Origin of the sequence: Cellulomonas sp. KRMCY2 (assembly GCF_000526515.1) — a bacterium.
GTDB lineage: Bacteria > Actinomycetota > Actinomycetes > Actinomycetales > Cellulomonadaceae > Actinotalea.
Genome location: NZ_JAGF01000001.1, coordinates 83,132 through 101,791 on the forward strand (window position 1 = coordinate 83,132; position 18,660 = coordinate 101,791).

Annotated in this window: 19 protein-coding genes; 5 read left to right on the forward strand and 14 right to left on the reverse strand. The window is 73.0% G+C overall.

Translation table 11 applies throughout. The features are described from left to right. The first annotated feature begins 94 nt into the window (after positions 1-94). Positions 95-238: a hypothetical protein gene (locus K415_RS23710; protein WP_155859301.1), complete on the forward strand. Its 144-nt coding sequence runs from the start codon at positions 95-97 to the stop codon at positions 236-238. 101 nt (positions 239-339) lie between these two features. Here the strand turns inward: K415_RS23710 and K415_RS0100475 are convergent, their stop codons facing one another. Next, complete coding sequence (locus K415_RS0100475; RefSeq protein WP_024285163.1) at positions 340-1,353, reverse strand: glycoside hydrolase family 130 protein; 1,014 nt, start codon at positions 1,351-1,353, stop codon at positions 340-342. Between the two features lie 214 nt (positions 1,354-1,567). Between K415_RS0100475 and K415_RS0100480 the strand changes: the two genes are divergently transcribed. After that, positions 1,568-2,536, forward strand: a complete 969-nt coding sequence (locus K415_RS0100480; protein WP_024285164.1) for a type I phosphomannose isomerase catalytic subunit — start codon at positions 1,568-1,570, stop codon at positions 2,534-2,536. 152 nt (positions 2,537-2,688) lie between these two features. Here K415_RS0100480 and K415_RS0100485 read toward each other — a convergent pair whose 3' ends face one another. After that, entirely contained in the window at positions 2,689-3,012 is a 324-nt protein-coding gene (locus tag K415_RS0100485; protein ID WP_024285165.1) for a hypothetical protein, read from the reverse strand. Between the two features lie 751 nt (positions 3,013-3,763). Here K415_RS0100485 and K415_RS0100490 point away from each other — a divergent pair. After that, positions 3,764-4,768, forward strand: coding sequence for a type IV toxin-antitoxin system AbiEi family antitoxin (locus tag K415_RS0100490; protein ID WP_024285166.1), 1,005 nt, complete (start codon positions 3,764-3,766; stop codon positions 4,766-4,768). Between the two features lie 35 nt (positions 4,769-4,803). Here the strand turns inward: K415_RS0100490 and K415_RS0100495 are convergent, their stop codons facing one another. After that, the gene (locus K415_RS0100495) at positions 4,804-5,562 is read right to left on the reverse strand and encodes a hypothetical protein (protein ID WP_034660937.1); all 759 of its coding nucleotides are present in this window, start codon (positions 5,560-5,562) and stop codon (positions 4,804-4,806) included. Positions 5,563-5,755: 193 nt separating this feature from the next. Here K415_RS0100495 and K415_RS22350 point away from each other — a divergent pair, with 193 nt between their 5' ends. After that, positions 5,756-7,621 (forward strand): HD domain-containing phosphohydrolase, encoded by a 1,866-nt coding sequence (locus K415_RS22350; RefSeq protein ID WP_024285168.1) that lies wholly within the window; start codon positions 5,756-5,758, stop codon positions 7,619-7,621. A 58-nt stretch (positions 7,622-7,679) separates the two neighbouring features. Continuing rightward, entirely contained in the window at positions 7,680-8,999 is a 1,320-nt protein-coding gene (locus K415_RS0100505; protein WP_024285169.1) for a wax ester/triacylglycerol synthase domain-containing protein, read from the forward strand. A gap of 72 nt (positions 9,000-9,071) precedes the next feature. Here K415_RS0100505 and K415_RS0100510 read toward each other — a convergent pair whose 3' ends face one another. The 11 genes from K415_RS0100510 to K415_RS0100565 all read right to left on the reverse strand — a co-directional run bounded on the left by K415_RS0100510 (position 9,072) and on the right by K415_RS0100565 (position 18,655). Next, positions 9,072-9,545 (reverse strand): nucleoside deaminase, encoded by a 474-nt coding sequence (locus tag K415_RS0100510; RefSeq protein WP_024285170.1) that lies wholly within the window; start codon positions 9,543-9,545, stop codon positions 9,072-9,074. A gap of 173 nt (positions 9,546-9,718) precedes the next feature. After that, positions 9,719-10,546, reverse strand: coding sequence for a peptidase (locus K415_RS22355; RefSeq protein WP_155859302.1), 828 nt, complete (start codon positions 10,544-10,546; stop codon positions 9,719-9,721). 414 nt (positions 10,547-10,960) lie between these two features. After that, the gene (locus K415_RS0100525; RefSeq protein WP_024285172.1) at positions 10,961-11,398 is read right to left on the reverse strand and encodes a universal stress protein; all 438 of its coding nucleotides are present in this window, start codon (positions 11,396-11,398) and stop codon (positions 10,961-10,963) included. After that, on the reverse strand, positions 11,395-12,033 hold the full coding sequence (locus K415_RS22360; RefSeq protein WP_024285173.1) for a V-type ATP synthase subunit D: 639 nt from the start codon (positions 12,031-12,033) through the stop codon (positions 11,395-11,397). Before K415_RS22360 ends, K415_RS0100525 begins: the two co-directional genes overlap by 4 nt. Further along, entirely contained in the window at positions 12,030-13,466 is a 1,437-nt protein-coding gene (locus K415_RS0100535; RefSeq protein ID WP_024285174.1) for a V-type ATP synthase subunit B, read from the reverse strand. Before K415_RS0100535 ends, K415_RS22360 begins: the two co-directional genes overlap by 4 nt. Then, entirely contained in the window at positions 13,463-15,202 is a 1,740-nt protein-coding gene (locus K415_RS0100540) for a V-type ATP synthase subunit A (RefSeq protein ID WP_029662881.1), read from the reverse strand. The genes K415_RS0100535 and K415_RS0100540 overlap by 4 nt, the downstream gene beginning before the upstream one ends. Continuing rightward, the gene (locus tag K415_RS0100545) at positions 15,199-15,723 is read right to left on the reverse strand and encodes a hypothetical protein (RefSeq protein ID WP_024285176.1); all 525 of its coding nucleotides are present in this window, start codon (positions 15,721-15,723) and stop codon (positions 15,199-15,201) included. The genes K415_RS0100540 and K415_RS0100545 overlap by 4 nt, the downstream gene beginning before the upstream one ends. Beyond that, a complete protein-coding gene (locus K415_RS0100550; RefSeq protein WP_024285177.1) occupies positions 15,720-15,950 on the reverse strand; it encodes a hypothetical protein in 231 nt (76 codons plus the stop codon). The genes K415_RS0100545 and K415_RS0100550 overlap by 4 nt, the downstream gene beginning before the upstream one ends. Continuing rightward, on the reverse strand, positions 15,950-16,387 hold the full coding sequence (locus tag K415_RS0100555) for an ATP synthase subunit C (RefSeq protein WP_024285178.1): 438 nt from the start codon (positions 16,385-16,387) through the stop codon (positions 15,950-15,952). Before K415_RS0100555 ends, K415_RS0100550 begins: the two co-directional genes overlap by 1 nt. Then, on the reverse strand, positions 16,384-17,745 hold the full coding sequence (locus tag K415_RS21225; protein ID WP_024285179.1) for a V-type ATPase 116kDa subunit family protein: 1,362 nt from the start codon (positions 17,743-17,745) through the stop codon (positions 16,384-16,386). Before K415_RS21225 ends, K415_RS0100555 begins: the two co-directional genes overlap by 4 nt. Beyond that, positions 17,732-18,655: a hypothetical protein gene (locus K415_RS0100565; RefSeq protein WP_024285180.1), complete on the reverse strand. Its 924-nt coding sequence runs from the start codon at positions 18,653-18,655 to the stop codon at positions 17,732-17,734. The genes K415_RS21225 and K415_RS0100565 overlap by 14 nt, the downstream gene beginning before the upstream one ends. Positions 18,656-18,660: the final 5 nt, after the last annotated feature.

Here is an 18,660-nt window from a genome sequence, read left to right on the forward strand (position 1 = left end):
TCCGGCGAACGACCCGGACGGCAACCCTACCGGCGTGCTCCCGGCTGTCGTATCGTGCGACCTACACGTTCAACGGCAAGGGAGCCCTGACGCGATGCGACAGTTCGAGCTGGTCCTCGTCGTGCTGATCGTCCTTGGGACGGCAGTGGTGGCGGTTGCGGCCTGGGCTGCGATCCAGGCGGTCCGCAAGCACCGGGACGCCACGGCCGAGGTGAGCGAGCTTCACCACCTCGGCTAGGACACAACCCATGCGTCGAGCCGCAGCCCGCGCACGTGTCTTTCACGATCATCAACGGGAAGCCATGCTCACGTTGAATCCGCTCGAAAAGAATGTCGGGCTCAGCGGAACTCGTCGGCGTCCCCGGGGACGAGCCTGGAGTCCGCCTTGATGTGCGCGATGAGCTCGTCGACCTGGGCGTACGCCACAGCGGTGTACGTGTCCGCGGCGCCGTAGTAGATCGCGATCCGGCCGGTCGGGGCGTCGACCAGGACAGAGCACGGGAACGCGACGTTCGGCACGAAGCCGTTGGTCTCGTAGTCCTTCTCCGGGGTGAGCAGGTAGTTGTACGTGCGATGCAGCACCCGGTCCGGGTTCTCGAGGTCGAGCAGCACGGCGCCATAGCTGTAGACGTAGCCGTTACAGGTGTTCGTCACACCGTGGTAGAAGAGCAGCCATCCCTCGTCCGTCTCGATCGGCGGGGCACCTGCACCGATCTTGAGCGCCTGCCACCAGGTGTCGCCGGTGCTCATCACCCGACGGTGACGACCCCAGTGCACGAGGTCCGGGCTCTGCGAGATGAAGATGTCCCCGAAGGCCGTGTGACCGGCGTCGGACGGTCGGGTCAGGAGCACGAACTTGCCGTCGATCTTTCGCGGGAAGAGCACGCCGTTGCGGTTGTACGGCGTGCAGATGTTCTCCATCCGCACGAACGTGACGAAGTCCGTGGTGCTGGCCAGGCCCAGGGCCGGGCCGCCGAAGTCGGTGCACCAGGTCACGTAGTAGGTGTCCTCGATCTTCACCACGCGCGGGTCGTAGGCGTAGTTCGGCTGGTAGTCCGCACCGGGCTCGTCGACGAAGTGGATCTCCTCGTTCTCGAACTCCCAGTCCAGGGCGTTCTGCGAGCGGCCGACGTGCAGCAGCGGCTTGCCGTCCCGGTGGTCCGCACGGAAGACGCCGATGAAGCCCTCGCCCCATGGCACGACAGCGCTGTTGAACACGCGCGCCATCTTCGGTGTGGGGTTCCACCCGATGATCGGGTTGCGGTCATCGCGCCACAGGGGCCCGACGCAGTCCGCGGGCTTGTCCTGCCACGGCATGGTGGGGAGCGCGCCCCCGATGATGTGCGTCGCCATGGGGCGGCCTTCTCCTTCGAATGAGTGGTGACCGAGTCATGCGGGCGGCTCGAGTCTCGCCGCCCGCGTCGGCGCCGCCAGTGTAGACACAGAACATCGCGTCAGGAGGGGTTTCTTCGGCCGATGGACAAAGTCGTGTCTCGCCGGCCCGGTCGGGACCTGCGGGGGCCCGCGTCGGGTCGCTCCGGGCGACGAGCGCCCTAGGATCGTTGCCGTGCACCTACCCCCACCCCTCCGGCTGCGCCCCGTGTTCAAGGAGCGGCTGTGGGCCGGCCACGCGATGGCCTCGGCCTTCGGGTATGACATCCCCGGCGCCGACGTGGGCGAGTGCTGGGGCGTGAGCGCGCGACCGGACAGCGAGTCGATCGTCGTCGGCGGCCCGCACGACGCGCAGACCCTGCTCTCCGTGTGGGAGAAGGACCGGTCTTTCTTCGGGGACGACCCGCGGCCCACCTTCCCGTTGCTTGTGAAGTTCCTCGACACCGCGGACTGGCTCTCGGTCCAGGTCCATCCCGATGACGCCGAGGCGCTGCAGCTCGAGGGCGTCCCGCTGGGGAAGAGCGAGTGCTGGTACGTCGTCGCCGCCGTCCCCGACGCCGAGCTCATCCTCGGTCACCGCGCCCGGGACTCCGACGAGCTGGCCCGCATGATCGACGTCGGCCAGTGGGACGACCTGCTGCTCCGGCGCCGGGTCAGGCCGGGCGACTTCGTCTACATCCCGAGCGGGACCATCCACGCCGTCGGACCGGGCCTGCTCATCTGCGAGGTCCAGCAGAACTGCGACACGACCTACCGGGTGTACGACTTCGACCGTCGGGATCGTGACGGCAGAGCACGGGACCTGCACCTGCAGAAGTCCAAGCAGGTCAGCGTGGTCCCCTTCGACCCGGCGAGCACCGACACCGCTCGGTCGCCCGAGCGGGTGCCGGGCGGGCACCGGACAGAGCTCGTGCGAGGCGAGCACTTCGAGGTCGACCGGCACGAGGTCGACGGACCGGGGTACACGGTCGAGTTCCCGACCTACGAGCTGGTCACAGTGGTCGACGGCGAGGGTCGCCTGAGCTACGCCGACCACGACGTGCACCTGGCTGCGGGCGACCACCTCATCGTGCCGGCCGGCGTCGGTCCCGTGCGCGTGTCCGGCAACGTCACGGTGATCAGCAGCCGCCCGACGCCGGTCTGACCCGGTCCTTGGCGCGAGGACCGATCAAGGGACCTCATTCCCGCTCGATGGTCACACCATTGCGAACGCCAGATCTCGCACCCGTGCAATTCCCCGGGTGAACGGGGAGCGTCTGCTGCACGGATTGGTGCCACCTGGCCTGAGACCGGACCTCAGACGTTTCGGATGCTCACCGGGACGTGGAACGGTTCGGATTCCAGCACATCCCGCACCGCGTCGCTCATCGACTTGCTCGGCACGAGGATGAGGATCTCGCTCCCACTATCAGCCGCCTCACCGCAGGACGTCGGTATGACCGTGACATCCCCCAGGGCCTCCAGTCGCTCCACGAGAGCGGCTTGGTCGTGCAGGGCCCGCTCGACCTCAGCCAGGGACGGCCGTTCGCTGCAGGCGACGCCCGACGGGACATCGCCTGCTTGCGGCTGCCCTACGAACTTGACGTAGAGGAAGAAGCCTGCGAACGCGAAAGTGATCACGGCAATCGCCGTAGCTGCCCACAAGAGCGCTGCTCGCCTGGAGCGGGATTCAGTAGGTGCCATGCCACCACTACGTAGTTGCCCCGGTTCGAGTACGGCCAGGTGTAGCCAAAGATCTCTGGGTTGGGCTCACGGTACTGCATCCATCCGATGGTCGTCCCCGTCGCGCAACCCTGGTTCCTCCCCGCACGCATGCCTGTTGGTCGGGTGGAAGTCCCCTCATCTGCGAAGAGCCGACAAAGGGACGGAATACGGAGTCCCGTCTCATGACGGCGTGCGATCGGACCACCGTCGCACGTCTTCCGCGGCAATAGCGCGTCCGTCGCGAAGAATGAAGCACCACGCGAGAAGCGGAATGTCGAAGAATGCGCCGAGGACAGCGCCGGTGACAACGAAGAGCCGGCCACCCACCGATTCGTGACGGGTCCGGAACAACCCGACGATCGAGGATCCGAGGGCCAACGGCGCGAGACCGATCCAGCGACAACACGAATCCAGCGACCGCCGAGCCGGAGGTTCGCTGCCTCCGTGGACGGTGTGGACGGTGCGGTCGGAGCGGATGGCTCCGCACCAACCGCCGGTGAGTCGACCTACCGCCCGCATCCGCCGGGCCGGCCTGCTGCGTTCGCACGGGCGCCCCGCGTCCGCCGACGGTCCCGACCGTGGCAGGACCCTCGTGAGCGCGTCGCTTGCGCAGACAGAAGCCTGTGTTCATTATTGGCAGCATGTTCATTTTTGGTGAACGCTCCAGATGAACACGCTGCTGCCCACGCTCACTTCTGCGATCGAATCACTGCAGCGGCACGGTCTGCACGCCACCCTCAACGCCGGGCCAGCGCCAACGGCCACCATCGATGCAGGTCAGGGCAGCCACCGCACGTACTCGGTGGCGGTTCGCGAGCGCATCACCCCCGCCGTCGCTGCCGCGATCGACGCCCCGCAGGACGTTCCGCTGCTCGTCATCGCCCCGTACGTCGGCGATGCGATCGCCGAGGTGCTGCGCTCCCGCGACATCGACTTCGTGGACGCGGCCGGGAACGCGCACCTCGCGTGGCCGGGCCTGCTGGTCGAGGTCCGTGGGCGGCGCCGGGCCGTCGAGACCGCGCGCCGCCGCTCGACCGCAGCCTCGCGGGCCTTCACCCGGTCGGGAGCCCAGGTCGTCTTCGTGCTGCTCAGCTGGCCGCGGGTGACGGTCCGGCCCCTGCGCGAGATCGCGCGGGCGAGCGGTGTCTCCCTGGGGACCGCCCAGATCGTCGTCGAGGAGCTGACCTCAGCCGGCTACCTGTACGACGGTCCGCACGGACGCACCCTCGCGCGAGGTGGTGAGCTGCTGAGCAGGTGGGTGGAGTCGTACGCCCTGTGGCTCTCCCCCAGGCTCCACCTCGCGGCCTTCGCCGTCGACGATCCCCGCTGGTGGGACGGTGCGGACGTCGAGCTGGACGACGCGGGAGCACAGCTCGGCGGTGAGGTCGCCGCGAGCCTCCTCGAGCCCGACTGCCGGCCGACCACGGCGACCCTCTACGTCGATGCGATCCCTGAGGAGGTGCTCGCCCGCCATCAGATGACCCGCGACGAGCAGCACGGGACCGTCCTCGTCCGGCGGCGCTTCTGGCACCTGCCCGATGACGCGTCGTCGCTCGTGCCGACGCCGCTGGTCTACGCGGACCTGGTCAACTCCGGTGACCCCCAGCAGCGCGAGCAGGCCGACCGGCTGAGGCGGCACAGTGACCGACTGACCCGCCTCGACCGATCCTGACATCGCCACCGCCCTGGTGACACCCCGTCACGCAGTCATGGCCCGGGGACCCGGACCCGCGGCACCCGAGGCTGTCGCATCGTCGCCACGACGAAGGCCAGGCCCCAGAGCATCGTCAGGACAGCCCCCACCGTCCCGAGTGCACCGGGCGCATCGGCGATCACCAGCGACGAGCTCCCCAGCACGAGCGCCGCGACCGCGGCGCTCCACGCCGGCAACCGCCAACCGAGCGGCCGCGCGGCACTGAGGGCCCCGAGCACGAGGACGGCGACGCTGGTCGCAGCCATCTCCGCGAAACGGTCGCCGCGCGCGCACTGCCCGAGGAAGCACGACGGTCCCGCAGCCCGGGCCAGGCCGATGAGGTGGGTGGCGTAGACGGTCAGGGGGCCCGCGGCGATCAGGACGAGGAGCGCCGACGGCAGATCGGGCCGGCCGACCAGGTGCGCGGAACGGAATCGTGATCGGTGGAGCGCGACGAGCACGAGGGAGGCGAGCAGCAGCATCTGCCCACCCACCGCAGGCTCCACGCGGCCGCCGGCCGCACCCGTGAGGGACAGGGCGAGCGACGCGAGGACCGACTGCACGGGGCCGGCGATCCGCGGAGACCGACGACGCACCTGGCTCACGAAACCCACCGCGATCATTGCGCCGAGGACCAGGAAGGTGAGGTCGGTGACCGGGGTCGTCTCCGTGTACTGCGGATCGGTGGCCCAGAGCGCGACGGTCAGGGCCGTGACCCCGAGGAACAGCGGGACCAGCAGCGCGCTCCAGGCCAGGGCCCAGGAGCGGAGCAACCGGCCGCGGCTGCCTCTCGGGCGGTCGCCCTGCAGCCCTGGAGCCTCCGGATCCACTCTGTCGACCCCTCTGGTCAGCGCGACGACCACCCGGTCACGACGACACCTTAGGACGTCGTCAGGGCTGCCGCGGCGGCGACCTGTTCACCCGAGGCACGGCTCAACACGGGCCGCGATCAGCCGATGGATGGTCATGGCGGCCGGACCCACCCAGAACTACGAGGACGCCGCCTTGGGCCGATGGAAGCCGCACCCGGTCCTCGCGAGGTGCGTCCGGGTGACGCTCGTCGTCTTCCCCTCGTTCGTCGCCGTCGCCTTCGGGCTCGCCGCGATGCGCTGGGCCTCCGCGGAGCGCCTCGGCGTCGACCCGTGGGCGTGGCTCGGCGTCGAGATCGTGATCGCGACGGCGCTGCTCCTTGCCATGAGCCGGGTGACGCGGCGCCTGCTGCCCCTGAGTGCCCTGCTGCGCCTGACGCTCTACTTCCCCGACCGTGCCCCGCCCCGGTTCGCGGTGGCGCTGCGGCGCCACTCCCCCGACGTCCTCCGCGAGCGCGTCGAGACGGTGCGTGGCCGGCACCAGCCGCTCGACGAGGAGCACCACCAGGCCGCCCGCCTCCTCGACCTGGTCGCCGCCATCAGCGAGCACGACGACAACACCAAGGGGCACTCCGAGCGCGTCCAGGCCTACTCCGCCCTGATCGGCCGGGAGCTCGGACTCTCCGAGCGGGACGCGGCCAAGCTGAGCTGGGCCGCTCTCCTGCACGACGCCGGCAAGCTGCGGACGCCACCGGAGATCCTCAACAAGACCGGCCGCCCCACCGACGAGGAGTGGCGGGTCCTCGCCGCGCACCCTGCGGAAGGGATGGAGATCGCCCGGCCGCTGGCGGGATGGCTCGGGCCATGGCTCGAGGTCGTCGGCCAGCATCACGAGCGATGGGACGGTGACGGATACCCCCAGGGCCTCGCGGGCGCCGACATCAACCTCGGTGCCCGCATCGTCGCCGTCGCCGACGCGTTCGACGCGATCACCTCCGCCCGGTCGTACAAGAAGCCGCTCTCCGCGTCGGCGGCCCGTGCCGAGCTCGCTCGGTGCTCGGGCCGGCAGTTCGACCCGAAGGTCGTCCGGGCGTTCCTCGCGGTGGGTCTCGGGAGACTCCAGACGATCGCCGGGCCGGCATCGCTGCTCGCCGGGCTGCCCGTGCTCCGATCGCTGCCGCAACCGGACCTGACCTCGCTCGCGTCGGGGGCGATGACCGCCGTGACGACCACCGGGGCCGTCGCTGTGGCCGGTGTCGTCGGTGTGGTGCTCTCGGTGATCGGACCCGCCTCAGCGGCCGACCGCGTCGCGCCGGCGAGCAGCCTGGCGGCCGACGACAGCTCCGTCGGATCCACGGCCGGCGGCACCGACCGCGTCGTCGATCGCAGGGCCGACCCCGCGGCCACGCCCGCAGCACGCCCGACGCCCGCACCCGCCGCGAGCCCCACGGCGTCGGCCACCGAGCCGGCCGGCCCGCAGCCGCAGCCGCCGGCGGAGACGGCACCAGCCACCCCGGCGGAGGCCTCGCCCGCACCAGTGGCACCGCCCGCACCAGCCACACCGCCCGCACCAGCCACACCGCCCGCACCAGCCACACCGCCCGCACCAGCCGCACCGCCCGCACCAGCCACACCGACGACCACCCAGCCACCCGCCCCACCGGCAGCGGAGCCGGCCGCCTCACCGTGCGCCCAGGCCGTCGCCGGCGCCACGGCTCTGCCCGGAGCGGACCTGGCCGGATGCGATCTCGCGGGCGTCACCCTCACCGGGGACTACTCCGGCGCGGACCTCAGCGGCGCGGACCTGTCCGGGGCCACCCTGAACGGCCTCGACCTGAGCGGCGCCAAGCTCGACGGGGCCAAGCTCGACGGCGCCACCATCTCGGCCACGTCGTTCGACGACGCCAAGCTGAAGGGAGCCAGCTTCACCGGCGCGACGATCTCCGGGTCGAGCTTCCTCGGGGCGGCGCTCAACTCCACGACGCTGAGCGACGCGCAGGTCACCGACTGCGTCTTCGACTGAGCGCCGCCCCGCGTGGCGGACGCACGTCCGGCCCGGGACCCTCTGCCATCCTGCTGACGTGACCGACAACCGCACCGTGGACCGGATCGGTCCCGGTGACCTGGTCGAGCTGGCGACAGACGTCGGACCGGTCCCGATGAACGTCGGCGCCGTGCTGCTGCTGGCCGGTGGCCCCGGCTGGGACGCCGCCCGGGCGGAGACGCTGATCGCCGAGCGGATCGCGACCCTCCCTCGTCTGCGGCAGCGGCTGGCGACGTCACCCTGGGGCCTCGGCCGGCCGTACTGGGTGGACGACACCGTCTTCGACGTCGGCGCTCACGTCTCCCGGGTGACCTGCGCGGCGCCCGGCGACCACGATGCCCTCCTGGCCGTCGCCGTCGACGCCGTCACGCGTCCGCTGCCGCGGTCGCGACCGATGTGGCGCGCGGTGGTCGTCGACGGGCTGGCCGACGGGCAGGCAGCGCTGGTCCTGGTGCTGCACCACGTGCTCGCCGACGGGATCGGCGGCCTCGCCGTGCTCGCGCAGCTCGTCGACGAGGCCGGACCGGTGGCTCTCCGGTCCACAGGCACGGCGCGTCCGGCACCGGGCGTGCGAGCCCTCCTCGCCGACTGCACGGCCGAACGGATGCGTACGCTGCGGCGACTCCCCCAGGCGATGCGACGGGCGCACCGCGGCCGCACCGAGCTCGGACGGGGTGGCGGTGCTCCCCGGTGCTCCCTGAACGCACCGACCGGCCCCCGACGCCGGGTGGCGACGGTCGAGGTCGCTCTCGACCCGCTCCGGGCTGCTGGACGACGTCACGGCGCGACAGTCAACGACGTCCTGCTGGTCGCCGTGACGGGTGCGATGGCGCGGATCCTGCGAGCGCGCGGGGAGGACGTGGACGAGCTGGTGGTGTCGGTCCCGGTCTCGGCCCGGCTCGCCACGACGAGCGGCGACCTGGGCAACCAGGTCGGCGTGATGCCGGTCCGGACCCCGATCGGCGGATCCGTGCCGGAGCGGCTGGCCGCCGTCGCCGAGATCACCCGCCGCCGCAAGACGCAGGCCCGGGGAGCCTCGGCCGCGCTGATCGGACCCGCCTTCCGGCTGCTGGCGGCCCTCGGGCTCTTCCGGTGGTTCGTCGACCGGCAGCGCCTGGTCAACTCGTTCCTCACCAACATGCCAGGGCCTACCGAACGGCTGGCCCTGGTCGGTGCCCCGATCCTGCAGATCGTGCCCGTCACGATCACCGCCGGGAACGTCGGGGTCGCCTTCGCCGCGCTGTCCTACGACGCGAGGCTCACCGTGACGGTCATCGTCGACCCCGACGTGGTGCCCGAGATCGAGGAGCTCGCAGCAGCCCTGAAGGCCGAGCTGCGAGCTGTCGCCGGTGCCTGACCGCCTGCCCGCGCACGCACCGGTGACCGGTGACCGGGTGGTCGTCACCGGAGCCGCGGTGCGACGGGCCGGTCAGTACTCGACCCTGGTCTCCAGGGCCAGCCATGCCTTCATCGGTGCGTCGGCACCGTCCACGCGGTGCTGGACGATCGGTACGGGCCAGGTCGCCCGGTCCCGGCCGAGGAGCTCGTAGAACGTCCGGTCGTCGAAGCCTGCGCGCGCCGCGTCGTCGCGGTCCGCGGCGTAGACGACCCGATCGGCCCGGGACCACAGCACCGCGACCAGGCACAGCGGGCACGGCTCGCACGAGCTGAAGACCGTCGCCCCGGCGAGCGAGTAGCTGCTGATCGCGTGGCACGCCGCCCGGATCGCCATCACCTCGGCGTGGGCCGTCGGGTCGTTGTCCCTGGTGACCCGGTTCTGGCCGATGCCCAGGACCACGCCGTCGCCGACCACCACGGCTCCGAACGGTCCGCCGCCCTCGGCGACGTTCGCCGTCGCGAGGGAGATCGCCGTACGGAGCCATCGCTCGTCCTCGGCACTCATGCGGCACCCGCCCGACACGGCGGGCCGTCCCACCGACGGGCGGGACCGGGGGTCACGATCAGCGATGGCATGACACTCACCTGCCTACTGACGATTGTCGCGCCGCCGAGGCCGCACGGCACGTCACGGCCCAGGTTCTCAGCGGACGCAGGGCCTCAGCGGGCACCAGGGCCTCAGAGGGAGGGCGCGCACGCCCCTTGTCCGAGTTCCGCCAGTCCCGTCAGGTCGCCGGTCTGGAAGGTCGCGACCCCGCCCGAGCTCGGATGCATCAGCTGGGACGAGTCGCCGATGTGGTCCAGCCCGACCAGGTGCCCGAGCTCGTGCCGCAGCACCGGGACGTACGGCGGGATCCCGCGCTGACCCGGCTGGTCCAGGAGCGTCGTGTCGATGTGGATCGCGCCCGTGATGAAGTACGTCAGGCCCGGGCGCTCCTCCACCGACTGGGTGCTCGCCAGACCGGCCACGTTCCCCTCGAGCTCCGGGTAGGTGGTCTCGTCAGCGAGCTGCACGAGCACCGGCGCCCATCGGTCGCCGTACACGGTCGGCTGGAACGCTGCCCGCTCGGGGGTCGTGGGCTCCTGCGTGAGGCCGTCGTAGACGAAGATGAGACCGGTCGCCATCGAGACCGCGCCGAAGGAGGCAACGACCTGGTCGACGAAGTCGTCCGGGGCACCGGTGGGGTCCACCACGAAGTGGATCGGTCGGCACGGCGACCACGCGACGGGGACCGTCTCACCGGTCGGCCCGAGCTGCGTGCCCATGAAGGCGTACGCGGTGCTCGTCGTCGTGAGGACCGGGGCCATCGCGAGGGGCGCACCGATCTCCTCGAAGCCGGGGGTGGGGCGCTTGCTCGTCGTCTCGAAGGACGGCGGGAGCTCGGCCGCGGAGCGCGTCTGGACGACGACCGAGAAGTCCGGTCCGAGGTCCCCGGAGTGGTCCCAGTACCGATCGACGCCCTCGCCCACCGTGAGCACGAGCACGACCACGACGAGGACCGACACGTACCACGGCTGCCCGAACAGGTGCCACCGCGGCTCCGGTGCGCGCAGCTGAGCCGGTCGTCCGCCGGCGGGGGCGCGACGTCGGTCCTGCTCCGGTCCGGGTGGGGCGCCCTGCCCGACCCAGGGGCGATCGGACGGCCCCGTCGGCGGCGGCTCACCGGGAGACCACTCGGTCGGCGCCCCGCCCGGCGTCCACCCGGGCGGCGGTCCCGTCCGACTCAGCGCCTCGTCGCGCACCCACCGCGGGATGCGCCCGGTGGGTGACCGGGGCACGTCGTTCGGGAGGCTCACACCCACCCATCGGTACGGATCCCCGGAGTGTTGAGCGCGATCACGCGTGGACGGGGCGACACCAGGTCGTCAGCGGCTCCAGCGGACCCACCGGCGCGGGCCGATCGACCCGCGCCGGCGGACTCACCGCGGCCTGGTCGGCACGACGAGCACCGGCACGGCTGCGAACTCCAGGACCCGCAGCGTCTGGCTCCCCACGTACGGCAGGGCATGGCCGGGTCGGGAGACGCGCGCCATCACGATCAGCGTCGCATGCACCGCATCGGCCTCGGCGAGGATCACCGCACCGACGTGGCCCTTGCGCGTCACCCCGGACACCTCGACGTCGGCCGCGGCACCCACGGCGGCCACATGCCGCAACGCGGCCGCGGCGGACCGCTCACGGGCGCGGGCGAGGAGCGCCGGATCGGCGTCCCGCAGGGCACCGGACGGCTCCCACGGCTCGATGACGGTCACAGCGTGCAGCGTGGCACCGAGGACCCTGGCGTACTCGACGGCCACCCGGGCGGCGGCGAACGCCTGCTCGGAGTCGTTCACCGCGACCAGGACGACACCCGTCATCTCCCCTCCGATCCACCTGCGGCCCGGGCCGGCCCTGCTCCTGGCCTGCTCGCGGCGCCGGCGGCCCACCGGAGCCGCAGGCTCTCCTCCAGCTCGAGCTCGGCGAGCGCACGCCGGACCCGCCCCAGTCGCTCCTCGAGGCGCGGGACCCACCTGTGCTCGACAGCACGCTGCCGGGTGCGGGTCACGACGAGCTCGGCCGCGACGAGCTGCTCGGCGCGCTGGGCGGCTGCGCAGGCGACCGCAGCGACGAGGGCGTCCCGGTGCGCCGCCGCCGCGAGGGCCAGCGCCGAGCCGCCGCCCGGTCGGGTCACGGGCGGGAGGTGGCACCGGGTGTCCTCCGGGTAGGCGACGCCCATCACGCCACCCCACCGGATCTCGGCCGTCGCGGGCCGGCCGGCCGCGGCAGCCTCGATCCGCTCGCTGCCGTCCAGGGCGGCAGCGCGCCGCAGCCACAGCGCTGCCTCCCTGGCCTGCTGCTCCCAGACCTGACGGCTCCGAGCGGTCTGGAGCTCGAGCCGCTCGACCTCGTCCGCCAGGATGCGCCGCTTGCGGTCCAAGAGCTCGGCACCGTGCCGGGCGGTCGCGAGCCGCCGCTCCAGCCGGACCCTCGCCGCGCGGCCGGTGTCGCTCATGGCGAACCTGCTGCCGGCAGGTACCGGTCGAGGAAGGCCGCCGGAACCATGGTCAGCTCCTGCCGGGGAAGTGCGGCGAGCGCAGCCCATGCGCGGTCGAGGGAGTCGGCGAGCGGCCGGAGCTCGTCGGCTCCCTGGTCGAACAGGTCCCGCTCGACCAGCTCGCGGCACGCGATGTACCGGCGGTCCGTCTCGCTCAGGGCGGAGAACCCGACCAGCTCACCGAGCTCGGCGGCCTGGCGGGCCCGGGCCAGGGCGGCGAGCACCTGCGCCGCGACGTCCAGGTGGTCCTCCCGGGTCCGTCCGCCGCCCGCACCGCTGCGCATCAGGCGGGACAGCGAGGACAGCACGTCCACCGGGGGGTACACGCCACGGGCCTCCACCTCGGGCGACAGCACGACCTGTCCCTCCGTGATGTACCCCGTGAGGTCGGGGACCGGGTGCGTGATGTCACCGGCCGGCATCGTCAGGACCGGGACGATCGTGACGGAGCCCTCGCGGCCGCGGACCCGACCGCAGCGTTCGTACAGGCTCGCAAGGTCGCTGTACAGGTAGCCCGGGTACCCCCGCCGCGCGGGGATCTCGCGCCGGGCCGCGGAGACCTCGCGCACGGCCTCGGCGTAGCTCGTCATGTCCGACATCACGACCAGGACGTCGTGCCCCGCCTGGAACGCGAGGTGCTCGGCGACGCACAGCGCGATCCGGGGTGTCAGGATCCGTTCGATCACCGGGTCGTCGGCCGCGTTGAGCAGCAGCACGAGCTCCCCCGCCGCCGACCGCTCCTCCAGACGATCCCGGACGTAGGCGATGTCCGCGTGGGTCAGGCCCATGCCGGCGAACACCACCCGGAACGTGGCTCCCCGGGCGGTGGCCTGCGCTGCGATCTGGGTCGCGAGCGTCAGGTGCGGCAGGCCCGGGACCGAGAAGATGGGCAGCTTCTGCCCGCGCACCAGTGTGGCCAGGGTGTCGATGACCGAGACGCCGGTGAGCACCGGGTCCCGCGGGGGCTCCCGCATGACGGGGTTCAGCGGCCAGCCGTTGACCGGCACGACAGCGGTGCCCGTGATCGGTGGTCCCCCGTCCAGCGGCTCCCCGCGCCCGTTGCACACCCGGCCGTACCAGCCGGGGCCGACGGACACGTGCAGCGGCCGCCCCTCGAAGCGCACGCCGATCGCGCCCGGCTGCATCCCGTCGGTCCCCTCGAAGACCTGCAGCGTGACCAGGTCGCGGTCGACCTCCAGCACCAGCCCGTGACGCTCCTGCCCGTTCGGCAGGTCCACCGTGGCGAACTCGTCCCACCCCACGCCGTCGACGCCGCCGAGCACCAGCAGCGGGCCGCGCAGCTCGCGGACGTCGGTGTGGGAGACCCAGCCGAGCCGCCCGGGCGTCGGGACTCCCGGCTCGTCGGCCGACCTCGTCCGGACGTCGCTCACGTCAGCTCCTCCAGCTCGCGCAGGACGGACCGGCACCGGTCGGCCACACCTGCCGCATCCTGCGGACCGATCTCCTCGCGCGCACGCACGACCCGCGTGAGATCCATCTCCTCGATCGTCGTGGCGGCCACCCCCCGGTCCACCAGCCGCCGGCAGGCGTCCACGACCTCCAGGACGAGGTCGAGCAGGGCGGCGCCCTTCTCCGCCGAGCAGAAGCCGTCGTTGGCACTCAGCGCGCTCTGCTGCAGCACGCCGTCGCGCAGCAGGCGCCCGCCGAGCAGCACCATGCGCTCCGGTCCGGGCAGCGAGCCGGTACCGATGACCTCAGCCAGCTCACCGAGGCGGTCCGCCTCGGCCAGCAGGGCTGCGGCGCGGGCCCGCCGCTCGGTCCAGCCCTCGTTCCCGTGCACGGCGTGCCACTGGCCGACCGCCGCCAGGTCCCGCGCGAAGGAACCCCGCCAGCTGACCGCCGGGTAGTGGCGCGAGTAGGCCAGGTCACGGTCGAGCACCCACCACGACCGGACGAACCGCTGCGTCCCGGTGGTGACCGGCTCGCTCAGGTCGCCCCCGGGCGGCGACACGGCGCCGACGACTGTCGTCGAGGCGACCCGGCCGCCGAGGGTCCGCACCCGGCCGGCGCGCTCGTAGAAGGCGGCCAGCTCCGAGGCGAGGTCGGCCGGGTAGCCCTCCTCGGCGGGGAGGTCGCCGTTGCGGTTCGCGAACTCGCGCAGCGCCTCGGCCCAGCGGGACGTGGAGTCCGCGATGACGACGACGTCGTACCCCATGTCTCGGTAGAACTCGGCGGCCGTGATGCCGCTGTGGATGCTCGTCTCGCGAGCCATCATGGGCATGTTCGAGGTGTTCGCGATGATGATCGTGCGGTCGATCAGCCGACCGCCGGTCCGGGGGTCCGGCAGCCGCGTCAGCTCGTCGAGGACCTCGGCCATCTCGTTGCCGCGCTCGCCGCAGCCGACGTAGACGATCACGTCCGCGTCGCTCCACTTGGCGATCTGCTGCAGCAGCAGGGTCTTGCCCGTGCCGAAGCCGCCGGGCACCGCGGCCGCCGCACCGCGCGCCACGGGGTACAGCAGGTCCAGCACCCGCTGGCCGGTGTGCAGCGGCACGACGTCGGTCAGGCGCTCCTGGAACGGGCGCGGGCGACGCACCGGCCACCGTTCGGACAGCCGCACGACGGCCCCGTCGCCGATCCGCGCGACGACGTCGAGCGCCCCGGTCTCGCCCTCCGGTGCCAGCCACACCAGCTCGCCCCGCACGCCCCAGGGCACGAGCACCCGGTGCTCCACCGACCCGGCCCCCGGCACGGTGCCCAGGACGTCGCCCGCCACGACGAGCTCACCGGCCGAGGCGGTCGGCACGAAGGTCCAGCGGCGCGCCGTCGTGTGGTCCTCGACGGCCCCCGACCGGTCCGGGGTCAGCCACAGCGGTGCGACGGACAGGGGCCGCAGCAGTCCGTCGAAGACCTGACCGAGCAGGCCGGGGCCCAGCAGGCCCGAGAGCTGGTCGCCGGTGGCCACGGCGGTGTCGCCCGGCCGAAGTCCTCCGGTGTACTCGTAGGCCTGCAGCGTGACGCGTCCGCCGGCGATCCCGACCACCTCGGCGTGGACAGCCAGGGGGCCGAGCGCGACGACCTCGAGCATCGAGGCATCGGGCAGGCCCTGGACCTCGACGAGCGGGCCGTTGACCAGGCGCACGGTCCCGGCGCGCCCCTGGGTCACGGCGCCCACAGTCGCTCGACCTCCTGCTGCCGCGCGTCGAGCGCCTGAGCGGCGAGGACCGGGAGGGACAGGTCCAGCCGCCGCGAACCGCGCTCGGCCACCACCCCGCCGTCCACGCTCTGCACCACTGTGGCGTCCGCGCCGAGGACCGCGCGAGCGTGCGCGGTAAGCCGGTCGACGAGATCCGGGTAGCGCGGGTCGGTCAGCAGCGCTGTCGCCGCGTGCGCGACGTCCCGCCGCAGCGCCAGGCGCAGCGCCTCCTGCTGGGCGAGGACCGACTCGCCGGCCCTGCGTCGCACCTGCGCCGAGCGCAGCGCGGCAGCGGACCGGGCCTCGGCCGCTCCCTGCGCCGCTGCGTCCCGCCGGATCCGCTCGGCCTCCTCGCGGGCCGCCGCAACCACCGCAGCGACCTCGTCGACCGCCGCGGCCCCGAGCTCCGCCGCCGCCTCCTCCGCCGTGTCGCGCAGCCACCGGCGGACGGGTTCGAGGGCCGGTGCGGACCCGGAAGGGAGCCCGGTCATGACGGCAGCACCACAGTCATCGGCGAGCGCGGGTCCGTCGTCGCCTCGCCCAGCGCAGCCGCCGCCCGCGGCGTCAGGACCACGACGCCGACGGCGGACGGCAGCGAGCTCCAGGCGAGGCGGACCGCGTCGGCCGTCTCGGCCGCGACCAGGAGCACCCCGGCCAGGGGGTAGCCCTCGAGCAGCGCGCGCTCCCCCACGGCGGCGACGGTCAGCGGCGTCGGCATCAGGCTCTGCCGATGAGGATGACGGCGATCACCAGCCCGTAGATCGCGATGCCCTCGGCCAGACCGACGACCACCATGGCGCGGCCGAAGATCTCCGGCCGCTCGCTCATGGCCGCCAGGGCCGCGGAACCGGTGTACGCGACGGCGAAGGCGGCACCGAGTGACGAGCCGGCGACGGCGATCGCCGCCGCGATCAGCGCGGTCCCACCGATGCCGGCCGAGGCCTGGTCGGCCGCGACCACACCCGTCGCGGTCACCTCGGCGGCCGCGGGTCCGGAGGTGAGGGTGGTCGCGACGAGCACCGCCGCAGCCACGAGGACCGCGACGTCGATCGCGACCAGGATCCGCAGACCGCCCGTCCGTCGGGTGCGCAGCAGGAGGAAGGACCCGACGGTGACGACCAGGACCACGGGAAGAGCGACCAGCCAGGGCGTCATGAGCTGTGTCCTTTGCGTGAGGTGCCGAGGGATGGACCGTGCGACGGAACGACGAGGACCGGCGCCACACCCGCCGGCCCGACGGGGGGCGACGGCAGCACCGGCGCCCAGGGACGGAACTCCCGCCCCTCGGACTGGAAGATGCGCGAGAAGAGCTCGTAGTACTCGAGCCGAAGTGCCTGGACGCCCGCGACCAGCGCCTCGAGGGCGAACGTGACGACGTTGCCGACGACGAAGAGCAGGACGGCCGCGGCCATCCGCCACCCCGGCACCCACAGCGCCGCCGTGCCGTCCCAGACGATCGACAGCAGCGCCGCGTGCGTCAGCCCGAACGCGGCGAGCCGCGCGAAGGAGACGAGGTTCGAGCCCAGCCTGATGACCGTGTCGACCAGCTCGACGGCTGCCTGCACCGCACCGGCGCCGCCACCCCCTGCCTCGACCAGGAGCCCGACGTAGACGACCGCGAGCGCTGCGACGACGAGACCGGCGGCGACGACGAGGAGGACCGGTCCGAGCTGCGCCACCAGGCCGAGGGCCAGGAGCGCGACGGCCACGAAGAGCAGCGAGCCACCGAGCCCGGTACGGGCGTACAGCGCGTAGCCCCAACCGCCCTCACGCACCCGGTTCACCGTGCCGAAGACGTACGCGCACAGCAGCAGGACGGCGCCCAGGACGACGCCACCGACGAGCACCGGGATCGGGTCGGCCAACGGATCGACCCACAGCACGGGCAGCAGCCCGGTGGGTCCGAACGCCTCGCCGTACAGCGCCCCGAAGCCGATCGCGGCGAGGCCGGCCCCGGCCACGAACGCCCAGGCTCGCCGCAACGCGGCCAGCCGGCGGACGCGCCCGGTACGCAGGAGCAGGCCGACGCCGAGCAGGATCGCACCGTGGCCGACGTCGCCGAACATCATCCCGAACATCACCACGTAGGCCAGGCCTGCCCAGCGGGACGGGTCGACGTCGTCGTACGGCACCGTGCCGTACGTGTCGACGAGCGTGCGCGAGACCGGAACGGGACGCGGACCGGCGAAGAACGTCGGCGGCTGGGCGCCCCAAGGACGCGTGAGCGGGACGACGGCCCCGCCCAGCGGGGCGAGCGAAGCGGTCAGGGGAGCGACCTCCCGTGCCGGCGCCCAGCCCACGAGCCCCGCGAGCTGCCCCGAGACGACGGCCGACTCCGCGGCACGCGTGACCTCCTCCGGCCCGGTGCCCGGCTGGTAGGGCAGGTCCAGCTCGACGACGGCGCTGCGCGCAACGACGGCCAGCACCTCATGGCGGTCGGCGGCCGGCGCGATCACCGCCACCCGCTCCATCCGGACCGGGCCGAGGGACCGGCGCAGCTCACGCGGCCGCATCGAGGACCTCGCTCGATCCGGCGCCGACCGCGGCGGCGGCAAGCGCTGCGCGCACCCGCCACGCGTCGACGTCGAGCACGGCGATCGCACCGAGCACGATCGAGGGCCCTGGACGTGGGCCGTGCAGCAGTCCATGGGCATCGGACTCGACCCGGGCACGCAGGGCGGCCTCCGCTCGCCAGAGCCGGCTCGCGTCCTCGACCCCGTCCAGCGCCGGACGCACCGACGACGGCAGCGCGGCACGGAAGGCTGCGAGGTCACGGGTCTCCTCCCAGGTGCGGCCCAGGAGAGGTCGAGCCACCTCCCGCAGCCGGACCGACGGGACGACCCGCTCGACCAGGAGCGACCGGCCGACGGTCAGGGCACTCGCGGCCGCCGTCCACCTCCGGGCCTCGGGCGCGGCACCGGCCACGGTGCGCAGCCACACGAGGGTCAGGACGTCCGGCAGGGTCGTGCTGCCCTCGGCCCCGGGATCGCCCCAGGCCGACCTGCGCACGGCGGCGACGAGGTCCTCGACCGACGAGGCCGTCCGCAGGCGCGGCCAGGCCGTCGCGAGCGCACCGAGCTCGAAGTCGGCCGGCGTCGGGTGACCGTCGAGCCGACGGGCCAGCGCCAGGATGTTGTCGCGCTCGAAGCCGCCGGCCACCGCTCGGAGCAGGCGCGTGCCACCGGCCGACAACCAGCCGGCCAGGACGCGCAGCTGCCACAGCACCGTCTCCCGGGTCGCCCGCTGCGCATCGGCGAGCGTGGTGCACCCGGCCAGCCGTCCGGCGTGGACCGAGTCCGCGAGCAGGGCGAGCGCCGACCCGAGGCTGGGCTGGGCGGCGATCTCGCGAGCCGCACCGGCACCGACCCGACGGCGCGCCATCGAGCGTGCCCTGACGGACGCTCCCACCCAGTCAGCGTTCATGCTCG

What these genes read in the sequence shown, in the direction of transcription:
- K415_RS23710 (WP_155859301.1), top strand. Translation starts at nt 95, where the DNA reads ATGCGACAGTTCGAGCTGGTCCTCGTCGTGCTGATCGTCCTTGGGACG.
- K415_RS0100475 (WP_024285163.1), bottom strand. Translation starts at nt 1,353, where the DNA reads ATGGCGACGCACATCATCGGGGGCGCGCTCCCCACCATGCCGTGGCAG.
- K415_RS0100490 (WP_024285166.1), top strand. Translation starts at nt 3,764, where the DNA reads ATGAACACGCTGCTGCCCACGCTCACTTCTGCGATCGAATCACTGCAG.
- K415_RS22350 (WP_024285168.1), top strand. Translation starts at nt 5,756, where the DNA reads ATGGCGGCCGGACCCACCCAGAACTACGAGGACGCCGCCTTGGGCCGA.
- K415_RS0100510 (WP_024285170.1), bottom strand. Translation starts at nt 9,545, where the DNA reads ATGAGTGCCGAGGACGAGCGATGGCTCCGTACGGCGATCTCCCTCGCG.
- K415_RS0100525 (WP_024285172.1), bottom strand. Translation starts at nt 11,398, where the DNA reads ATGACGGGTGTCGTCCTGGTCGCGGTGAACGACTCCGAGCAGGCGTTC.
- K415_RS22360 (WP_024285173.1), bottom strand. Translation starts at nt 12,033, where the DNA reads ATGAGCGACACCGGCCGCGCGGCGAGGGTCCGGCTGGAGCGGCGGCTC.
- K415_RS0100545 (WP_024285176.1), bottom strand. Translation starts at nt 15,723, where the DNA reads ATGACCGGGCTCCCTTCCGGGTCCGCACCGGCCCTCGAACCCGTCCGC.
- K415_RS0100550 (WP_024285177.1), bottom strand. Translation starts at nt 15,950, where the DNA reads ATGCCGACGCCGCTGACCGTCGCCGCCGTGGGGGAGCGCGCGCTGCTC.
- K415_RS0100555 (WP_024285178.1), bottom strand. Translation starts at nt 16,387, where the DNA reads ATGACGCCCTGGCTGGTCGCTCTTCCCGTGGTCCTGGTCGTCACCGTC.
- K415_RS21225 (WP_024285179.1), bottom strand. Translation starts at nt 17,745, where the DNA reads ATGCGGCCGCGTGAGCTGCGCCGGTCCCTCGGCCCGGTCCGGATGGAG.
- K415_RS0100565 (WP_024285180.1), bottom strand. Translation starts at nt 18,655, where the DNA reads ATGAACGCTGACTGGGTGGGAGCGTCCGTCAGGGCACGCTCGATGGCG.